This is a genomic window from Marinomonas rhizomae, assembly GCF_024397855.1.
GTDB lineage: Bacteria > Pseudomonadota > Gammaproteobacteria > Pseudomonadales > Marinomonadaceae > Marinomonas > Marinomonas rhizomae_A.
Genome location: NZ_CP073343.1, coordinates 625,189 through 639,724, shown reverse-complemented (window position 1 = coordinate 639,724; position 14,536 = coordinate 625,189). Strand labels below are relative to the sequence as shown.

General features: G+C 43.5%; 18 protein-coding genes. 7 read left to right on the top strand and 11 right to left on the bottom strand.

Annotation, left to right across the window (positions count from 1 at the left end):
- Positions 1-23: 23 nt before the first annotated feature.
- The 5 genes from KDW99_RS02905 to KDW99_RS02885 all read right to left on the bottom strand — a co-directional run bounded on the left by KDW99_RS02905 (position 24) and on the right by KDW99_RS02885 (position 3,753).
- A complete protein-coding gene (locus KDW99_RS02905; protein ID WP_255827828.1) occupies positions 24-563 on the bottom strand; it encodes a TRAP transporter small permease subunit in 540 nt (179 codons plus the stop codon).
- A gap of 56 nt (positions 564-619) precedes the next feature.
- Positions 620-1,705 (bottom strand): TRAP transporter substrate-binding protein, encoded by a 1,086-nt coding sequence (locus KDW99_RS02900; RefSeq protein ID WP_255827827.1) that lies wholly within the window; start codon positions 1,703-1,705, stop codon positions 620-622.
- A 176-nt stretch (positions 1,706-1,881) separates the two neighbouring features.
- Positions 1,882-2,547, bottom strand: a complete 666-nt coding sequence (locus tag KDW99_RS02895; RefSeq protein WP_255827826.1) for a GDSL-type esterase/lipase family protein — start codon at positions 2,545-2,547, stop codon at positions 1,882-1,884.
- 17 nt (positions 2,548-2,564) lie between these two features.
- Positions 2,565-3,194 carry a LysE family translocator gene (locus KDW99_RS02890; protein WP_255827825.1) on the bottom strand — a complete coding sequence of 210 codons (630 nt, stop codon included), beginning with the start codon at positions 3,192-3,194 and terminating at the stop codon, positions 2,565-2,567.
- Between the two features lie 94 nt (positions 3,195-3,288).
- Entirely contained in the window at positions 3,289-3,753 is a 465-nt protein-coding gene (locus KDW99_RS02885; RefSeq protein ID WP_255827824.1) for a GNAT family N-acetyltransferase, read from the bottom strand.
- A gap of 147 nt (positions 3,754-3,900) precedes the next feature.
- Here KDW99_RS02885 and KDW99_RS02880 point away from each other — a divergent pair, with 147 nt between their 5' ends.
- On the top strand, positions 3,901-4,641 hold the full coding sequence (locus KDW99_RS02880) for an ElyC/SanA/YdcF family protein (RefSeq protein ID WP_255827823.1): 741 nt from the start codon (positions 3,901-3,903) through the stop codon (positions 4,639-4,641).
- 3 nt (positions 4,642-4,644) lie between these two features.
- The gene (locus tag KDW99_RS02875; protein WP_255827822.1) at positions 4,645-4,839 is read left to right on the top strand and encodes a hypothetical protein; all 195 of its coding nucleotides are present in this window, start codon (positions 4,645-4,647) and stop codon (positions 4,837-4,839) included.
- A 10-nt stretch (positions 4,840-4,849) separates the two neighbouring features.
- Here KDW99_RS02875 and KDW99_RS02870 read toward each other — a convergent pair whose 3' ends face one another.
- From KDW99_RS02870 to KDW99_RS02855, 4 genes are all read right to left on the bottom strand, one after another.
- Positions 4,850-5,152: a helix-turn-helix domain-containing protein gene (locus tag KDW99_RS02870; protein ID WP_255827821.1), complete on the bottom strand. Its 303-nt coding sequence runs from the start codon at positions 5,150-5,152 to the stop codon at positions 4,850-4,852.
- A 134-nt stretch (positions 5,153-5,286) separates the two neighbouring features.
- The gene (locus KDW99_RS02865; protein ID WP_255827820.1) at positions 5,287-5,949 is read right to left on the bottom strand and encodes an anthranilate synthase component II; all 663 of its coding nucleotides are present in this window, start codon (positions 5,947-5,949) and stop codon (positions 5,287-5,289) included.
- Positions 5,950-5,956: 7 nt separating this feature from the next.
- Entirely contained in the window at positions 5,957-7,375 is a 1,419-nt protein-coding gene (locus KDW99_RS02860; RefSeq protein WP_255827819.1) for an anthranilate synthase component I family protein, read from the bottom strand.
- Positions 7,372-7,602, bottom strand: a complete 231-nt coding sequence (locus KDW99_RS02855) for a Trp family transcriptional regulator (RefSeq protein WP_255827818.1) — start codon at positions 7,600-7,602, stop codon at positions 7,372-7,374. The genes KDW99_RS02860 and KDW99_RS02855 overlap by 4 nt, the downstream gene beginning before the upstream one ends.
- 135 nt (positions 7,603-7,737) lie before the next feature.
- On the opposite strand from KDW99_RS02855, the gene KDW99_RS02850 reads away from it, so the two are divergent.
- A complete protein-coding gene (locus tag KDW99_RS02850; RefSeq protein WP_255827817.1) occupies positions 7,738-8,025 on the top strand; it encodes a helix-turn-helix domain-containing protein in 288 nt (95 codons plus the stop codon).
- A gap of 1 nt (position 8,026) precedes the next feature.
- Here the strand turns inward: KDW99_RS02850 and KDW99_RS02845 are convergent, their stop codons facing one another.
- Positions 8,027-10,561: a tetratricopeptide repeat protein gene (locus tag KDW99_RS02845; RefSeq protein ID WP_255827816.1), complete on the bottom strand. Its 2,535-nt coding sequence runs from the start codon at positions 10,559-10,561 to the stop codon at positions 8,027-8,029.
- 178 nt (positions 10,562-10,739) lie between these two features.
- On the opposite strand from KDW99_RS02845, the gene nadS reads away from it, so the two are divergent.
- Both nadS and KDW99_RS02835 read left to right on the top strand, forming a co-directional pair.
- Entirely contained in the window at positions 10,740-11,024 is a 285-nt protein-coding gene (nadS, locus tag KDW99_RS02840; protein WP_255827815.1) for a NadS family protein, read from the top strand.
- 141 nt (positions 11,025-11,165) lie between these two features.
- Positions 11,166-11,477 carry a cupin domain-containing protein gene (locus KDW99_RS02835; protein ID WP_255827814.1) on the top strand — a complete coding sequence of 104 codons (312 nt, stop codon included), beginning with the start codon at positions 11,166-11,168 and terminating at the stop codon, positions 11,475-11,477.
- Here KDW99_RS02835 and KDW99_RS02830 read toward each other — a convergent pair whose 3' ends face one another.
- Positions 11,478-12,233, bottom strand: coding sequence for an SDR family NAD(P)-dependent oxidoreductase (locus tag KDW99_RS02830; RefSeq protein WP_205113343.1), 756 nt, complete (start codon positions 12,231-12,233; stop codon positions 11,478-11,480).
- 85 nt (positions 12,234-12,318) lie between these two features.
- Between KDW99_RS02830 and KDW99_RS02825 the strand changes: the two genes are divergently transcribed.
- Together KDW99_RS02825 and cysP are read left to right on the top strand one after the other, a co-directional pair.
- The gene (locus tag KDW99_RS02825; protein ID WP_205113342.1) at positions 12,319-13,290 is read left to right on the top strand and encodes a LysR family transcriptional regulator; all 972 of its coding nucleotides are present in this window, start codon (positions 12,319-12,321) and stop codon (positions 13,288-13,290) included.
- 135 nt (positions 13,291-13,425) lie between these two features.
- Positions 13,426-14,439 carry a thiosulfate ABC transporter substrate-binding protein CysP gene (gene cysP, locus KDW99_RS02820; RefSeq protein ID WP_255827813.1) on the top strand — a complete coding sequence of 338 codons (1,014 nt, stop codon included), beginning with the start codon at positions 13,426-13,428 and terminating at the stop codon, positions 14,437-14,439.
- Positions 14,440-14,536 lie beyond the last annotated feature (97 nt).

Here is a 14,536-nt window from a genome sequence, read left to right as displayed (position 1 = left end):
CAAGCTTAAAATGGTGACAAAAATTAATGTTGAATAGGAGGGTGCGAGAAACCGTCTTCGCTCACGCCTCGCAGCACATTAATGCAACGAATAACCATTCCTAACCCACTGATCGTCATAGAGAAAAAAGCAAAAGGAATAACCGCTTTAATAATCCAACGGTACGGCAGACCGCCCGGGTCGCCACTGGTTTCGCCCAAAACATAAGCTTCATGAGCAAAGCCGACACCGTAATATCCCACTAGCAAAGTAAAAGGCATTAAGAAAAACACACAGCCAAACAGATCTACCCATGCTTTGCCTCGAATCGACAAATTCTCATAGATCAAATCCACGCGGACATGGCCGCCGTGCTGAATGCCGTAAGGAATACCTAACAGAAAAATGGCAGCGTATAAGTGCCACTCAAGCTCTTGCATCCCAATGGACACATCGTTGAAGGCATAGCGCATCAAAACATCGTAGAAAACGTTGAACAGTAAGACGATAAACAACACCGTCGAAAGCACACCAAGGAAATTAGAAAAACGAGTAATGCCTCGTTCTAGGGTGATTAACAACATGACAAACTCCTAGAAAAAGCATGACGAATAAAGGTTACTCGCCATGCTTAGAGGTTTTATTCCGCTAGACTATCAACACTGTCCAAGTAAGCTCGGTCAGAAATATTGGTCCAAACACGTACTTTTTTCAGGTACTTAGCTTGAGAGTCCAAAATCTCTTTCGCCAAAGGATCTTCGGCTGCTTTTTCATCAAGGAGTTCTTGGTTAGCTTTTTTCATCGCCACAAGAACTTCTTTCGGGAAGGTCTTAACTTGAACATTCGGGTATTCTGTCTTCATAGTCGCCCAGTTTTCTGCGCTCTCATGGTATGACTGAATGTACATGTCGTAAGACGCTAGCTTCATAGAAGTACGAAGAATTTCACGAAGGTCATCTGGAAGTTTTTTCCACGTGCGCTCGTTAACTAGGAACTGAAGTTCCGTCGCTGGCTCATGCCAACCTGTGTAGTAGTAAGGCGCAATTTTGTGGAAACCCATACGCAAATCAAGAGACGGCCCTACCCACTCAAGGGCATCGATAGTACGACGCTCAAGCGCTGTGTAAAGTTCGCCAGAAGCGATATTGGTAGGCTTAGCGCCCAGTTTCGCTAGGACTTCACCCGCAAACCCTGGAATACGCATTTTCAGACCTTGTAGGTCATCAAGAGAATTGATTTCTTTTTGGAACCAGCCGCCCATTTGATTGCCAGTATTACCGCCAGGGAAGGACAACAAACCAAACGGTTGATACACTTTCTGCATCAACTCCATGCCGCCACCGTAATAGAACCAGCCATATTGCTCAGGCGTAATCATGCCAAATGGCATGGTAGTGAAGTACAGAGTATTTGGCACCTTGCCTTTCCAGTAGTAAGACGCAGAATGTCCCATGTCGTACTGACCAGAACGTACCATATCAAACACACCCAAAGGTGCTTTGTGTTTGTTGGCAGAATCGATAGTGATTTTTAAACGTCCGTTAGACATTTCATCAGCAATACGCGCCATGTTTCTAGGGGCATCACCAAAGATAGGAAAGTTAGATGCCCACGTTTCGGCCATCTTCAATCTATAAACTTTATCCGCCGCAATAGCAGGTAGAGAAAAAGCGCTTAGAGCCACTGCGGTTGCAGCAACTAGAGTTGTAAGTTTTAAGGATTTCATTGTTTTTATCATCCTGTGAGTCTTATTTTTTATAATTTAAGATCGAGCAGGATGAATAATGGCGTGTATAAAAAGTGCAAACAATTCGTACGAATACCGAGTACAACACCGGAAACTACGCACACGACTACGTATTAATACGTAGAAATAAATGAAAAGCAGTCCAAATTAAAGCGCTAACCTTCTGCCAACAATGAAACGATTGTTGACTCTATTGCCTCAGCAAAAAGTTGATATTGCGAGGCATTCGGGTGCAAAAAGTCATTCATCACATCACTGGTGATTCGTCCTTCTTCATCCAGAAAAACATGATTAATATCGCGAAAGAACACCCTTTCATCATCTGCATAACTGCAAATAATTTGATTCACTTCATTGTTCAGTATTCTGAGTTTTTGTGTTGGCTTCGCACTACGAGGGAAAATTGCCAAGAGCAGCAATTTAGTCTGCGGCAACTTTTCCGCCAACACAGACAGAATCTGCTTAATGCCTAACGCCGTGTCTTCGGCTTTGTCCATCCGATGACCTGCGTTATTGGTTCCAACTAATAAAACCAATAACCTAGGCTGAATATTATCTACCTCACCATGGGCAAGTCGCCACAAAACGTTTTCTGTTTTATCGCCATTAAAACCCAGATTCAGCGCGGATCTTGGTTGGTAAAATACCTGCCAAACATCGGCCCCTTCTTTCTCCCAAGCTTGTGTGATGGAATCCCCAAGAAACACCAAATCCACTTTCTCCATGGCATTTTTTTCTGCCAACTTTTCCTCATGGCGAGGCAACCACCAAACCGTGTCTTGTGGAGCGGGTCGCAAGGCCAGCGGCCATTCCTTTGTCATCGTTCACCTCTGTTGTATTAAGACACGGTACGTTTAGCGAATAACGCCCAAATTCCAGCTATCGACATCAAAGAACCACCAGCTAGATTAAAGCCACGCATAGCTTTTTCGGAAGAAAGCAGCGTACGTGCTCTGAGCGCAAAAAAAGCATAGGTAGAAGCTGACAAGGTCGCTAACATCACAAAAGTCACTGCTAAAATGAAAAGTTGTTCTGTTGTATTCCCTTGGTGAGAAACAAATTGTGGCAAGAAGGCCACGAAAAAGATAATACCCTTTGGATTCAAAGTCGTCACAATGTAAGTATTTAAAAAGAGGCGCCATTTTGAAGTAAGTTTATCAGATGAAGGAATCTTCATTGGTGATGTACCAGACCTAAGTAACTTAATCCCCAAATACAAAAGATATAAGCCACCAATCCCCTTCACCACAGTAAACCAAAAAGCCGACACAGAAAACAAAGCCCCTAATCCAACTAAAGAAGCTAATAACGCGGTGGAATCTCCCAGCGCCACACCAACCACCAAAGGGATATTCGCTCGTCGACCATGGGCTACAGAATTCGCAATCACAGCCAAAATAGTTGGTCCAGGAATGACCAACATGGTAATAGACGCGACAACAAAAGCGAGCCAAACTTCAATCGACATAGAGCTTTCTCCTTATTAAATAGATCTCTATCAATCCATAGCCGACAGCAAAGATCAATGTTTAACCTCGTAAAAAAACAGACCGAGACACAAGTTACAAATCACATCCTAAAAAGTGCGTCCCCGGAATTGGGTTGTAACTGACTGGATCACAAGGCTCAAAACCCAAACGAACATACAAACGTCTTGCGGTGTCAAAATCCGCCAAGACATCCAAACACATACGTTGATAACCATTTTTCTTCGCACAAGACATTAGTGCAATGACTAGCTTCTCGCCTAATTGATGGCCGCGTTCTGTTGGGCGAACATAGACTCGCTTCATTTCACAAACAGCAGCATCAACTCGACGAAAGGCGCCACAGCCAACCACTTTATTATCTTTCCAGATAAGTAACACCACGCCATTGGGAAGCGAGTATTTACCATCCAGAGCAACAAACTCTTGCTCATTCAATTGGTAGTCCAAGCTTACTGGTGCCGACGAAATATACTCACGAAAGATAGCTAACACACAATCATTGTCTTGTGGAAAATCGGCAGGGCGAATGGAAAACATGACGCATCCTTAACGTTAAAAACTTAAAGTCAAAATAATACCGACAAAACAATCTGAAAAACAAAATTTAATAGATTTCTTTGAGGGAAAAGCAGACTCCTTTATCATCTCAGCATTCTAAAACGACATAATTAAAGAGATAGCTCTGTGGGCATTGTTCTTTTTTACCTTAAGAAAATCATAGGCATGATGCTTATGCCAATTCCTCTCTCTTTGCTGGCTATGTGCCTCGCGTTCTTGCTGATAAAAAAACGACCTAAGGTCGCCAAGTTTTTCTTGTTATGCGGCATCTTAATGTTGGGATTAACTAGCTGGAATCCTGTTGCTAATAAACTCATTGCAACGGTAGAACACGACTATTCTGTATTTGATATTGAGCAACCCGTGGATGTGGTTATCGTGCTTGGCAGTGGCCACAAAGATTTAAGTAATACCCCAACAGTAATGGCGCTAGGCAACAGTGCCCTATTCCGCCTCGAAGAAGGTTTGCGCATCCTAAAAGCCAATCCAAACGCCCAGTTATTTGTTTCCGGTTATTCGGGTGAAATGACCGAAGCGCACGCAAAAGTCATGCGCAGAGCAGCCATAGAACTAGGCGTACAACCCAATAGAATTAGAGCCTTCCCTCTTGCCAAAGACACAGAAGAGGAAGCCAACAGCATGAAACCCTACCTAGAAGGAAAACGAGCCGCGCTAGTCACCGAAGCGTCACATCTAAAACGTGCGTCTATCTTCTTCGAAAAAGCCGGCATCAACATTATTCCCGCACCGGCTCTGTATTTAGGGTCAGAAAAAAGCGACTGGCAAATCGACGCCACGGCCAACTACAAAAGCCAACGCGCTTTTTACGAATGGCTCGGACGCACTTGGCAATGGATTAAGGAGTAAGCAATGGCATCTAAAATGACATTTGAAGCGGATAAGAGAGATGACCTAATATCTCACGATACTTGGTTGATACAGCAAATAAACGCCGCTTTCGATCGCATGGAAAACGGCCTTGCTGTATTTGTGTCAAACGAAGAAGCCAACGCTCAGATGGAAGATTTTAAGGCAAAAGTTCGTGCTAGGAATAAGAACTTATAGTTACACTGCCTTATAAATTAAACCCATAATGGCTGCCATCTGGCAATTCAACATCCACGGTTAATTTGCCACCAGCGCCTTCAACATAGCGCTTCAAAGTAGATAATTTGACATCTCGACCTTTGCGCTCCATACCTGCAATCGTTGGCTGCTTCACACCTAGCGTGTTTGCCATATCTTCTTGAGTGATTTGCATACGTTCACGCAACTGGGCGAGATGAATGCCAAGCACCATATCTTCCGCCTTTTTACGGGCATTTTTTTCTATTTCAGGCTTCTGATCTGAAATTAACTTATCAAGCGTTCTAGCCATTACTCACCTCGACTTTTATAAGTTAGCCATTTTAATAAATTATAGCCTTAAGACTATAATTTAAACAAAAAAACAGCACCCATCACTGAGCACTGCTTTTCTATTACTTCAAGAGTCGAGTCTTTTCGAACCCATCAAACCTGAAACAAGAAGTTTTTGATCAGGTCTTTTCCGCCTTCTGTTGCGAAAGATTCTGGGTGAAATTGAATGCCTTGGATTGGGTATTCTTTGTGTCGAACACCCATCAGTTCAAACTTACCACCTTTATGAATCGTGGTAATGTCTTTGAAGTCCGCTGCTTTTAACTCACCAACAGAAGCCGTTACTTCCAACACATCTGGGAAGCTTTCTGCTTCGGCGATTAATGAGTGATAACGCATGACTTCTAGTTGATCTGGAATGTCATGAAAAATACCTTCGCCGTTGTGGGTAATCGGGCTGGTTTTACCGTGCATTGGCAATGGCGCTTTGACTACCTTGCCGCCAAATACATGACAAATACCCTGCATACCCAAGCAAACGCCCATTAATGGAATGGTTTTGCCGAATTCCAGAATCACGTCAGCACACACACCAAAGTAAGCCTTGTCGTCTGGTGAACCTGGGCCGGGGGAAATGATAATACGATCTGGCGCGGCGGCACGAATGTCATCCAACGTCACTTCATCGTTACGCTTGACAATCACCTCAAAAGCGTCGATTTCACCACGGCTTTTTTCGGTTTCTAATACTTCACCAATAAACTGATACAGGTTGTAAGTGAAGGAATCGTAGTTGTCGATAATATAAACTTTCATGCTTCCCTTACTCCTGATTAGCTTTTGGCGCGAAGCTGTCTAGCACACGTTTAGTGCCAGCAAATTTGCGTTGAATTTCTTCGTATTCGTCTTCGGCATTGGAGTCATACACGTTACCGCCACAAGTTTGCACGTAGGCCTTATTACCCTTGGCAAACACAGTACGAATTGGAATCGCAAACATACAATCGCCATTGAAAGAGAACTGACCCACCGCACCGCCGTAAGGACCACGACCGTCGTTTTCCAAATCATCGATGATTTTCATCGCTTCAATTTTCGGTGCGCCCGTCAAAGTTCCCGCTGGGAAGTTACTTGCCAAAGCAGAGAACATATCGTGCTCTTCCGCCATGATGCCGACAATTTCACTGGAAATATGCTGAACGTGACTGAAACGTTTGATATCCATCAAGCTGCGCACTTTTACCGTACCGAATCGCGCAACGCGGCCAATGTCGTTACGATGCAGATCGACAATCATATTGTGCTCAGCAATTTCTTTCGGATCGTTCAACAAAGCACGAGCAAACGCCGTATCTTCAGCGGCGTCTTTACCACGCTTCGCCGTTCCTGCTAATGGGAAGGTTTCCATTTCCCCTTGGCGCACTCGGAACAACAACTCTGGGCTCGCGCCAATGACTTTTTGCTCACCAAACTTGATGTAATACATTTGCGGCGATGGGTTCACTTCACGCAATTGCTCGTACAAATTGATGGTGTCGCCTTCCATGTCGAACCATTTTTTGAAGCCCACTTCGCACTGGAAGATCTTACCTTCTATGATGTCTTGCTTCACCTTGGCAACCGCATCCGCATGATCGCTCTTACTCATGGACTCGCCCGCAGGCGTCACCACAAATGGGCCATTTTCTGGCGTTGGTTCCGCCATCATGGCGTTCACCAAGTCCACACGGTTTGCATCACCAGACTCGTCTTCATAGTAGAAGTAAAAAACTTCGCCTGTCATCTTGTCCAAAATCAGACCATCTTTGTACAAACCAAAACGGAAGGCATCGAACATTTCGCTCGATTGCAGATCCAAGGTCGGCTCGAAATAGTTCATGCTGTCGTAACCGATATAACCCGTTAAACCACCAGCAAAACCGCGGGACAAAATATTCTGCGGCACGATATCGCGCAGTAAGTAATACGGATTGTCGGATTCATAAGATTCCGTGCTGCCGTCACGCTCTTGGATAAACAGCTGCTTGCCTTCGGCCCAGATCAATTTTTCAGGATCAAAGCCAATAATCGAATGGCGGGAAATAAAGCTCTCTTCACCAAGGGATTCCAACATAAAACAGTTATCAAAACGCTTCTCGACCTTCTTGAACAAGTCAAAAAAATCACAGGCAGAACTGATGGTGACGTACTTAGGCTTACGCGGCAGCGTGATGCGCTGCGGCTTTTTATTGTATGAACTCATATTTCTTTTAATTCCTTCAATGCTCGGGAACCACGGGTCACAGTGGCAATACCCACACCCAATTGTTTCGCAATGTCTCGCTGAGGAACGCCTTGCTCCAACAGAGATAAAATTTGTAATCTGTGCTGCATCTCGTTGATTTCTTTTGGTGTTAGCAAGGCTTTTAAGCGCTTCTCCAACACCGCATCATCACCGGCTTCGGTTAAAAACTGGACCAAATCTTTCATAGGCACTTCTATTTGATAAACAGTTATGTATTCGCGTACTAGTACAGTAATATTTTTTGTTTTTTAAAGCAACTGCATAGAGTGAAAAAATCAAAAGAGAGGTTATCATTTAAGATAACAAGATAGGGGGAGTTGATGAGTCTACAACACTTAAAACAACAGGCATTGGCTAACACAGAAGTTCGTATGGAATATGAACGACTTGAAAATGAATTCGAGTTCATTGATCAATTGCTTTCTATGCGAGCCCAAGCGGGATTAACTCAAGAACAGCTGGCAAAACGCATGCATACTCAAAAAAGCAACATCAGTAGATTAGAACGCGGCAACGCCAACCCGAGCTGGGCAACATTATTAAAATATGCCCATGCTTGTGGTTTTGAGCTTAACTTAACAACGAAGAAGATATCGCATAATACTTAAATCAAGTATTAGAAATCTGATCTAACTCTTCTTTTAGTTTAGCTTTGTCATGATGATCTTCGAAAAAACGCGCAAAGGCTTCGGCTTGTTCTTTGCGAGGAGACTCTAAGTTTTCAATAACAGGGCGAATTTCGTTAAAGCCCCATCCTATAGCTTCGCTTTCAGGGATATCTTCAATCTTGCTGAGCACATCACTAACTGCCGATTCATCAATAATGCAGTACAGTATTTCCATCACTGATCTATGCTGTTTATAGCCCTCTTTCATAAAAATAATGGCTTCCTGAATAGCTTTGACCGATTGCTCTTTGTCATTGACCAGAAATACCAGCTCAGCTTTATTAGATAAAGCAGTCACTACTTGTCTTTGTATAACGGCTTCTTCATTATCTTTGAATCGCTCTAGCAACGCGTCATACACCGCAATCGCTTCTTCTGAACGATTCAATCGGCCTAAAGTAATCCCTTTATTTACCAGTGCTTTCGCTACCTGTTCCTGTAGCGCCAGTTCATCGCTGTCTTTGAATCGTTCCAGCAACGCGTCATACACCGCAATCGCTTCTTCTGAACGATTCAATTGGCCTAACGTAATGGCTTTGTTTACCAGTGCTTTCGCTACCTGTTCCTGTAGCGCCAGTTCGTCGCTGTCTTTGAATCGTTCAAGCAACGCGTCATACACCGTAATCGCTTCTTCTGAACGATTCAATTGGCCTAACGTAATGGCTTTGTTTACCAGTGCTTTCGCTACCTGTTCCTGTAGCGCCAGTTCATCGCTGTCTTTGAATCGTTCCAGCAACGCGTCATACACCGCAATCGCTTCTTCTGAACGATTCAATTGGCCTAACGTAATGGCTTTGTTTACCAGTGCTTTCGCTACCTGTTCCTGTAGCGCCAGTTCGTCGCTGTCTTTGAATCGTTCAAGCAACGCGTCATACACCGTAATCGCTTCTTCTGAACGATTCAATTGGCCTAACGTAATGGCTTTGTTTACCAGTGCTTTCGCTACCTGTTCCTGTAGCGCCAGTTCATCGCTGTCTTTGAATCGTTCCAGCAAGGCGTCATACACCGCAATCGCTTCTTCTGAACGATCCAATTGACCTAACATAGCACCTTTGTTTACCAGTGCTTTCGCTACCTGTTCCTGTCGCGCCAGTTCGTCGCTGTCTTTGAATCGTTCCAGCAAGGCGTCATACACCGCAATCGCTTCTTCTGAACGATTCAATTGGCCTAATGTAATGGCTTTGTTTACCAGTGCTGTCGCTACCTGTTCCTGTCGCGCCAGTTCGTCGCTGTCTTTGAATCGTTCCAGCAAGGCGTCATACACCGCAATCGCTTCTTCTGAACGATTCAATTGGCCTAACGTAATGGCTTTGTTTACCAGTGCTTTCGCTACCTGTTCCTGTAGCGCCAGTTCGTCGCTGTCTTTGAATCGTTCCAGCAACGCGTCATACACCGCAATCGCTTCTTCTGAACGATTCAATTGGCCTAACGTAATGGCTTTGTTTACCAGTGCTTTCGCTACCTGTTCCTGTAGCGCCAGTTCGTCGCTGACTTTGAATCGCTCCAGCAACGCGTCATACACCGCAATCGCTTCTTCGGGTAGATTCAATTCACCGAGAATTACACCTTTCAAAAAAATTGAATCTGCATTTTCTAAATCTGAAAGTAACCCTTTTCCAGATAAAGCCTTGTTTATATAACTTAATGCACTATCAAAAGATTCATTAAAGTACGCTTCAATTGCTAATGATTTCCAATCCTCAACCGTTCTTTCAACTTCCTCTTTTGTTGAAGCATTTTCTGCATGCTTTTCTATATTTTGACGCTCTTCTTTTGTTATTTTCTCTAAGTTATACCCAATAGAGGATATGACACGCTCTGTAACCGCACTTTCCATAGACTCAACGCGCGTTTCAACTGATTCAATTTTCCCTTTACTGCTACGAATTAGCTCTTCTATTTGTTTTTTAGCTGAGACTATTTCGACTTCCAAAGTCCCTTCTAAGCTTTCTTTCGCTTTTTCTTTTGCTTCAGCCAACTGAGCATCTAACTCAGCTTTATTGCTTTCTAACCAATCATCAACATGTTTCTTAGCTTCTGATTTGGCCTTTTTCCCTGCTGAAATCCAACCAAACATTACGGCGATAATAGATGCAACAAGCCCAAGAATACTCGCAAGTGTCCCAAAACGATCCGTCGATGCATTAATGGCTTCAACATACTTCCCTTGTAATGCTAGCTTGTCATCCACTCGTGACTGGGACTCTTCAAGCCTCACTTCGACTTTTCCAATCCGTTCTTTCAACTCTTGAATTTGCTCCTTTGACGCTCCAGTTGCATCAAGCACACTGACCTCTTTGCGAATTGACATGAGTTCTCGATACAACCATTCGGGAAATTGGGCGTTCGATATGGGTTGTGGAGCAACTTGTGAAGCTCTTGGCTCAGTAGAAATTGATGCATTATCTGCCGAGAAGACAGCCATGGAGGAGAATAGAAAACTGATAAAAACAAAACGAATGAGAGAGGTGAGCACTCTGTGACATCCTTGTGAATAAATGAAGGTGAGACAAGAGTAGCGCCTAATAGCGCGTTCAGGCAATTCATACTAGCCTTATTTAGCCAAACAAGATCAACTTATCTAGTTTTCAGGCTTGGAAAATAAAACCAACGGAGTACTATGTACACCACATAGATTTACTTAGAGAAACCCTATGACTCTTTTCAAAGAATTAAAATCTTCTTTAGAAGAAGCGGTAGAAATCCACCAAGGCCGTAAAACAGCCTCCCGTATCACTCGCTTTGAGATCGCTGATGTAAAGTCTATTCGTGATAGCCTTCAAGTCTCTCAGGCGGAGTTTGCCAAAGCACTAGGCACCAGCGTGGATACAATTAAAAGCTGGGAAAGCAGACGTCGTAACCCAACAGGTTTGGCGGCTAAAGTACTAGCAACCATTCAAGACAACCCAAGTTTTTATCAAGAACTATCCGTTCACTAACAACACATTCCCTCTACTCCCTGATAAAACGTCGCTTTCACCGTCAAAGTGATGTTTTATCGCTTTCTCGATTGTCTAACGATTAACTAGCTTGTACTTTTGATTTATCAAACAATTTATCAACGTCCAAAAGGCCTACTCATGACATTCATCAAAGCCAAAGACTTCACTGCAGATCGCGCTTGGGGTGCGTTGGATATTGCCAATATGAACGGCGTGACGACGCGTTTACATTGGACAGATCAACCGTATAAATGGCACATCAATGATGGTGAAGAAGTGTTTGTGGTGTTAGACGGCGAGGTGAATATGCACTATCGAGTCGATGGTGTTGAGAAGGTTGAATTGATGGCTATAGGTGATATTTTTTATGCTGCAATTGGCACAGAACATGTTGCGCACCCCATTGGTGAAGCGCGCATATTGGTGATTGAAAAAGAAGGCAGTGTGTAGTTATAGAAACATACCGCCAGACGCTTCAATACGCTGTCCCGTAATCCAGCCGCTGTCTTCACTCAGTAACATGGCAACGGCTTTACCAATATCGTCCGCCTCTCCAACCCGCCCCAAGGCGGTAACAGATGCCACCATTTTATTCACTTGTTGGTTGTCACGCACATTACCACCGCCAAAGTCTGTCGCGATGGCGCCAGGTGCCAGGGTATTTACGCGAATTTGTCGATTTGCAAACTCTTTAGCCATATAACGCGTCATGACTTCTACTGCACCTTTGGCCATCGCGTAGGCACTTGAACCTGGCATACTAAAACGTGCCAAACCAGAAGAAATATTGAGAATATGACCGCCGTCTTTAATATGTGGTAATAATGCCTGCGTTAAAAAGAAAGGCCCCTTTACATGGATCGCCAGCATATTTTCTAGCTCTTCATAAGTGGTTTCTTCAACACTTGCACGCAAACCTGTGCCAGCGTTATTTAACAAATAATCGAAATCGCTTCGTGCAAACTCATTGACCAATAAATTTTGAAGCTGGTTAACGAACTCAGGAACGGCATCAAAATCGCGTGTATCCAATTGAAGAGCAAAAGCTTTTTGGCCTTTTTGTTTAATCTCTTCAATCACATCTTGTGCCGCTTGAAGATTATTGTGATAAGTAAAAATAACATCTATGCCTTTGTCAGCTAACGCTAAAGCACTGTTTTTTCCTAAACCACGGCTAGCACCAGTAATAATTGCTAATTTATTCATCACTCACTCCAATCTATTCTGTAAGAATTTTAAAGCCTTAAACCATATCGGCTCTGGGCACGTTGAACAGAGTAGATAATTTATTGTGATCGATATACATGATAAAAGTGATAACATTGTTCGTATTAAGCGAACAAAGGTAGAAGAGATGGACAAGTTTGAAGCCATGCAGCGCTTTGTATTGGTTGCTCAATTCGGTAGCTTCACCAAAGCAGCAGACGCTCTTGGCTTACCAAAATCAAGCATATCCAGTGCCATACAAGGACTTGAAAGTGAATTAGGCACGCGGCTTTTTCATCGCAGTACGCGCAGCATCACCTTAACGCAAGACGGTGAGACCTACTTGCCACAGTGCCAAACACTGCTCGCCGAACTAGATGCCCTAGGAAGCCAGTTCCAACGCAACCCTGATGATGTTCGCGGTGTACTCAGAGTCGACATGCCAAGCCGCTTTGCCACTACGGTTGTCATTCCGCATTTGGCCGACTTTCTCGAAAAATACCCGAACATACGCTTAAAGATCAGCAGCGCAGATTATCGAGTAGATATGATTAAAGAAGGCATTGATTGCGTCATTCGGGTGGGTGATCTTGAAGATAGTAGCCTTATCGCTCGCCCATTAACGCTGTACCGAAGCGTAAACTGCGTATCGCCAAGCTATGTTAAAAAATATGGTATTCCACAGAGTCTTGCAGAATTAGCCAATCATAAACTGATTGGATATTCTCATATGCTCGGTAATTTCGACGCCCAATTTGAATACATGGAAGGCGACACAGTAAAACAACAACCCATGCCAAGCAGCCTAGCGGTTAATGGCACAGATGCTTATTTAGATGCTTGTTTAGCAGGGCTTGGCATTGCCCAACTCCCCGCTATTGGCGCAGAAAACCTCATCAAGAAAGGCCTACTCATCTCTGTCCTACCTCAATTTGAAGCCGAGCCAATGCCGGTGTCTTTACTCTACTCATCACGTAGACAAACAACCAAACGCCTAACTGTATTTATGGATTGGCTGCAATCAGTCATTGAAACGAAACATTTTTTAAAGAATTAAATAATTGAAAAATATCTTTTGCAAAAAACGCCTTATGCATATTCCAAAAAAGTTTATTTATAGCCGTTGTAATAACTAAATCTTTTAAGTAACCTCTCACTTAATGAAATATTAAGCTTCCCAGATGAGGTCACTATGAAATCTAAGCAACGCTTTTTAAAATCTATTATTGGTACATTGTTATTGAGCGGAGCCGTTCAAGCGTCGGCTGCGGATCAAACAATTCTTAACACGTCTTACGATATCGCTCGTGAGTTGTTTGCCACTTACAACCCAACGTTTGAAAAACATTGGTTAGAGAAAACGGGCAAAACCATCGAGATCAAACAGTCTCACGCAGGTTCTTCAAAACAAGCCAACGCCATCATGAATGGCTTGTCAGCAGACGTCGTTACTTTCAACCAAGTCACTGACGTTCAAGTTTTGCATGACAAAGGCAAAATGATCCCAGCAGATTGGAAAAATGAATTCCCAAATGCCAGCTCGCCTTATTATTCAACGATTGCCTTCCTAGTTCGTAAAGGCAATCCGAAAAATATCAAAAGCTGGGGCGATCTAGCTGGTAATGATGTGGCATTGGTGTTCCCAAACCCTAAAACCTCTGGCAACGGTCGTTACACTTTCCTAGCGGCTTACGGTTATGCACAAAATACCTTCGGTAAAGACAACGAAGCGAAAGTGGATGATTTCCTAGGTACTTTCCTAAAAAACGTGTCTGTGTTTGATACTGGTGGCCGTGGCGCGACAACGACTTTTGTTGAGCGTGGCATTGGCGATGTATTGATTACCTTCGAATCGGAAGTAAACAATATTCGTAACCAATACGGTGCAGACAAGTACGAAGTGGTTGTACCAAAAACCTCTATCTTGGCGGAATTCCCAGTCGCTGTAGTGGAAAAAAATGCGAAGAAAAACGGCACAGAAGAAGTGTCTCGTGAATACCTAAGCTACTTATACAGCGAAGAGTCTCAGCGTTTATTAGCGGGTTTCAACTACCGCGTACACAACGACGTAGTGAAAAAAGAATTTGCTGACAAGTTTCCTGAAGTGAATTTGTTAACCGTCGAAAATATTGCTGGCGGCTGGCCACAAGCGACTAAAGAATTATTCGCAAATGGTGGTAAACTAGACCAACTTCAGCGCCGCTAATATCTAAATAGATAACAACTAGCCGGATACGCTTGCGTCTCCGGCTTTTCTGTCTCTAAAGCGACTAGCGTCTTTATCATTGAACTTCTTTCATTAA

Excerpts from the sequence above, each read along its gene's own strand:
- KDW99_RS02855 (WP_255827818.1), bottom strand. The coding sequence starts at position 7,602 with ATGAAAGATTTGGTCCAGTTTTTAACCGAAGCCGGTGATGATGCGGTG.
- KDW99_RS02905 (WP_255827828.1), bottom strand. The coding sequence starts at position 563 with ATGTTGTTAATCACCCTAGAACGAGGCATTACTCGTTTTTCTAATTTC.
- KDW99_RS02890 (WP_255827825.1), bottom strand. The coding sequence starts at position 3,194 with ATGTCGATTGAAGTTTGGCTCGCTTTTGTTGTCGCGTCTATTACCATG.
- KDW99_RS02870 (WP_255827821.1), bottom strand. The coding sequence starts at position 5,152 with ATGGCTAGAACGCTTGATAAGTTAATTTCAGATCAGAAGCCTGAAATA.
- nadS (WP_255827815.1), top strand. The coding sequence starts at position 10,740 with ATGACTCTTTTCAAAGAATTAAAATCTTCTTTAGAAGAAGCGGTAGAA.
- KDW99_RS02900 (WP_255827827.1), bottom strand. The coding sequence starts at position 1,705 with ATGAAATCCTTAAAACTTACAACTCTAGTTGCTGCAACCGCAGTGGCT.
- cysP (WP_255827813.1), top strand. The coding sequence starts at position 13,426 with ATGAAATCTAAGCAACGCTTTTTAAAATCTATTATTGGTACATTGTTA.
- KDW99_RS02865 (WP_255827820.1), bottom strand. The coding sequence starts at position 5,949 with ATGAAAGTTTATATTATCGACAACTACGATTCCTTCACTTACAACCTG.
- KDW99_RS02885 (WP_255827824.1), bottom strand. The coding sequence starts at position 3,753 with ATGTTTTCCATTCGCCCTGCCGATTTTCCACAAGACAATGATTGTGTG.
- KDW99_RS02830 (WP_205113343.1), bottom strand. The coding sequence starts at position 12,233 with ATGAATAAATTAGCAATTATTACTGGTGCTAGCCGTGGTTTAGGAAAA.
- KDW99_RS02875 (WP_255827822.1), top strand. The coding sequence starts at position 4,645 with ATGGCATCTAAAATGACATTTGAAGCGGATAAGAGAGATGACCTAATA.
- KDW99_RS02860 (WP_255827819.1), bottom strand. The coding sequence starts at position 7,375 with ATGAGTTCATACAATAAAAAGCCGCAGCGCATCACGCTGCCGCGTAAG.
- KDW99_RS02850 (WP_255827817.1), top strand. The coding sequence starts at position 7,738 with ATGAGTCTACAACACTTAAAACAACAGGCATTGGCTAACACAGAAGTT.
- KDW99_RS02835 (WP_255827814.1), top strand. The coding sequence starts at position 11,166 with ATGACATTCATCAAAGCCAAAGACTTCACTGCAGATCGCGCTTGGGGT.
- KDW99_RS02895 (WP_255827826.1), bottom strand. The coding sequence starts at position 2,547 with ATGACAAAGGAATGGCCGCTGGCCTTGCGACCCGCTCCACAAGACACG.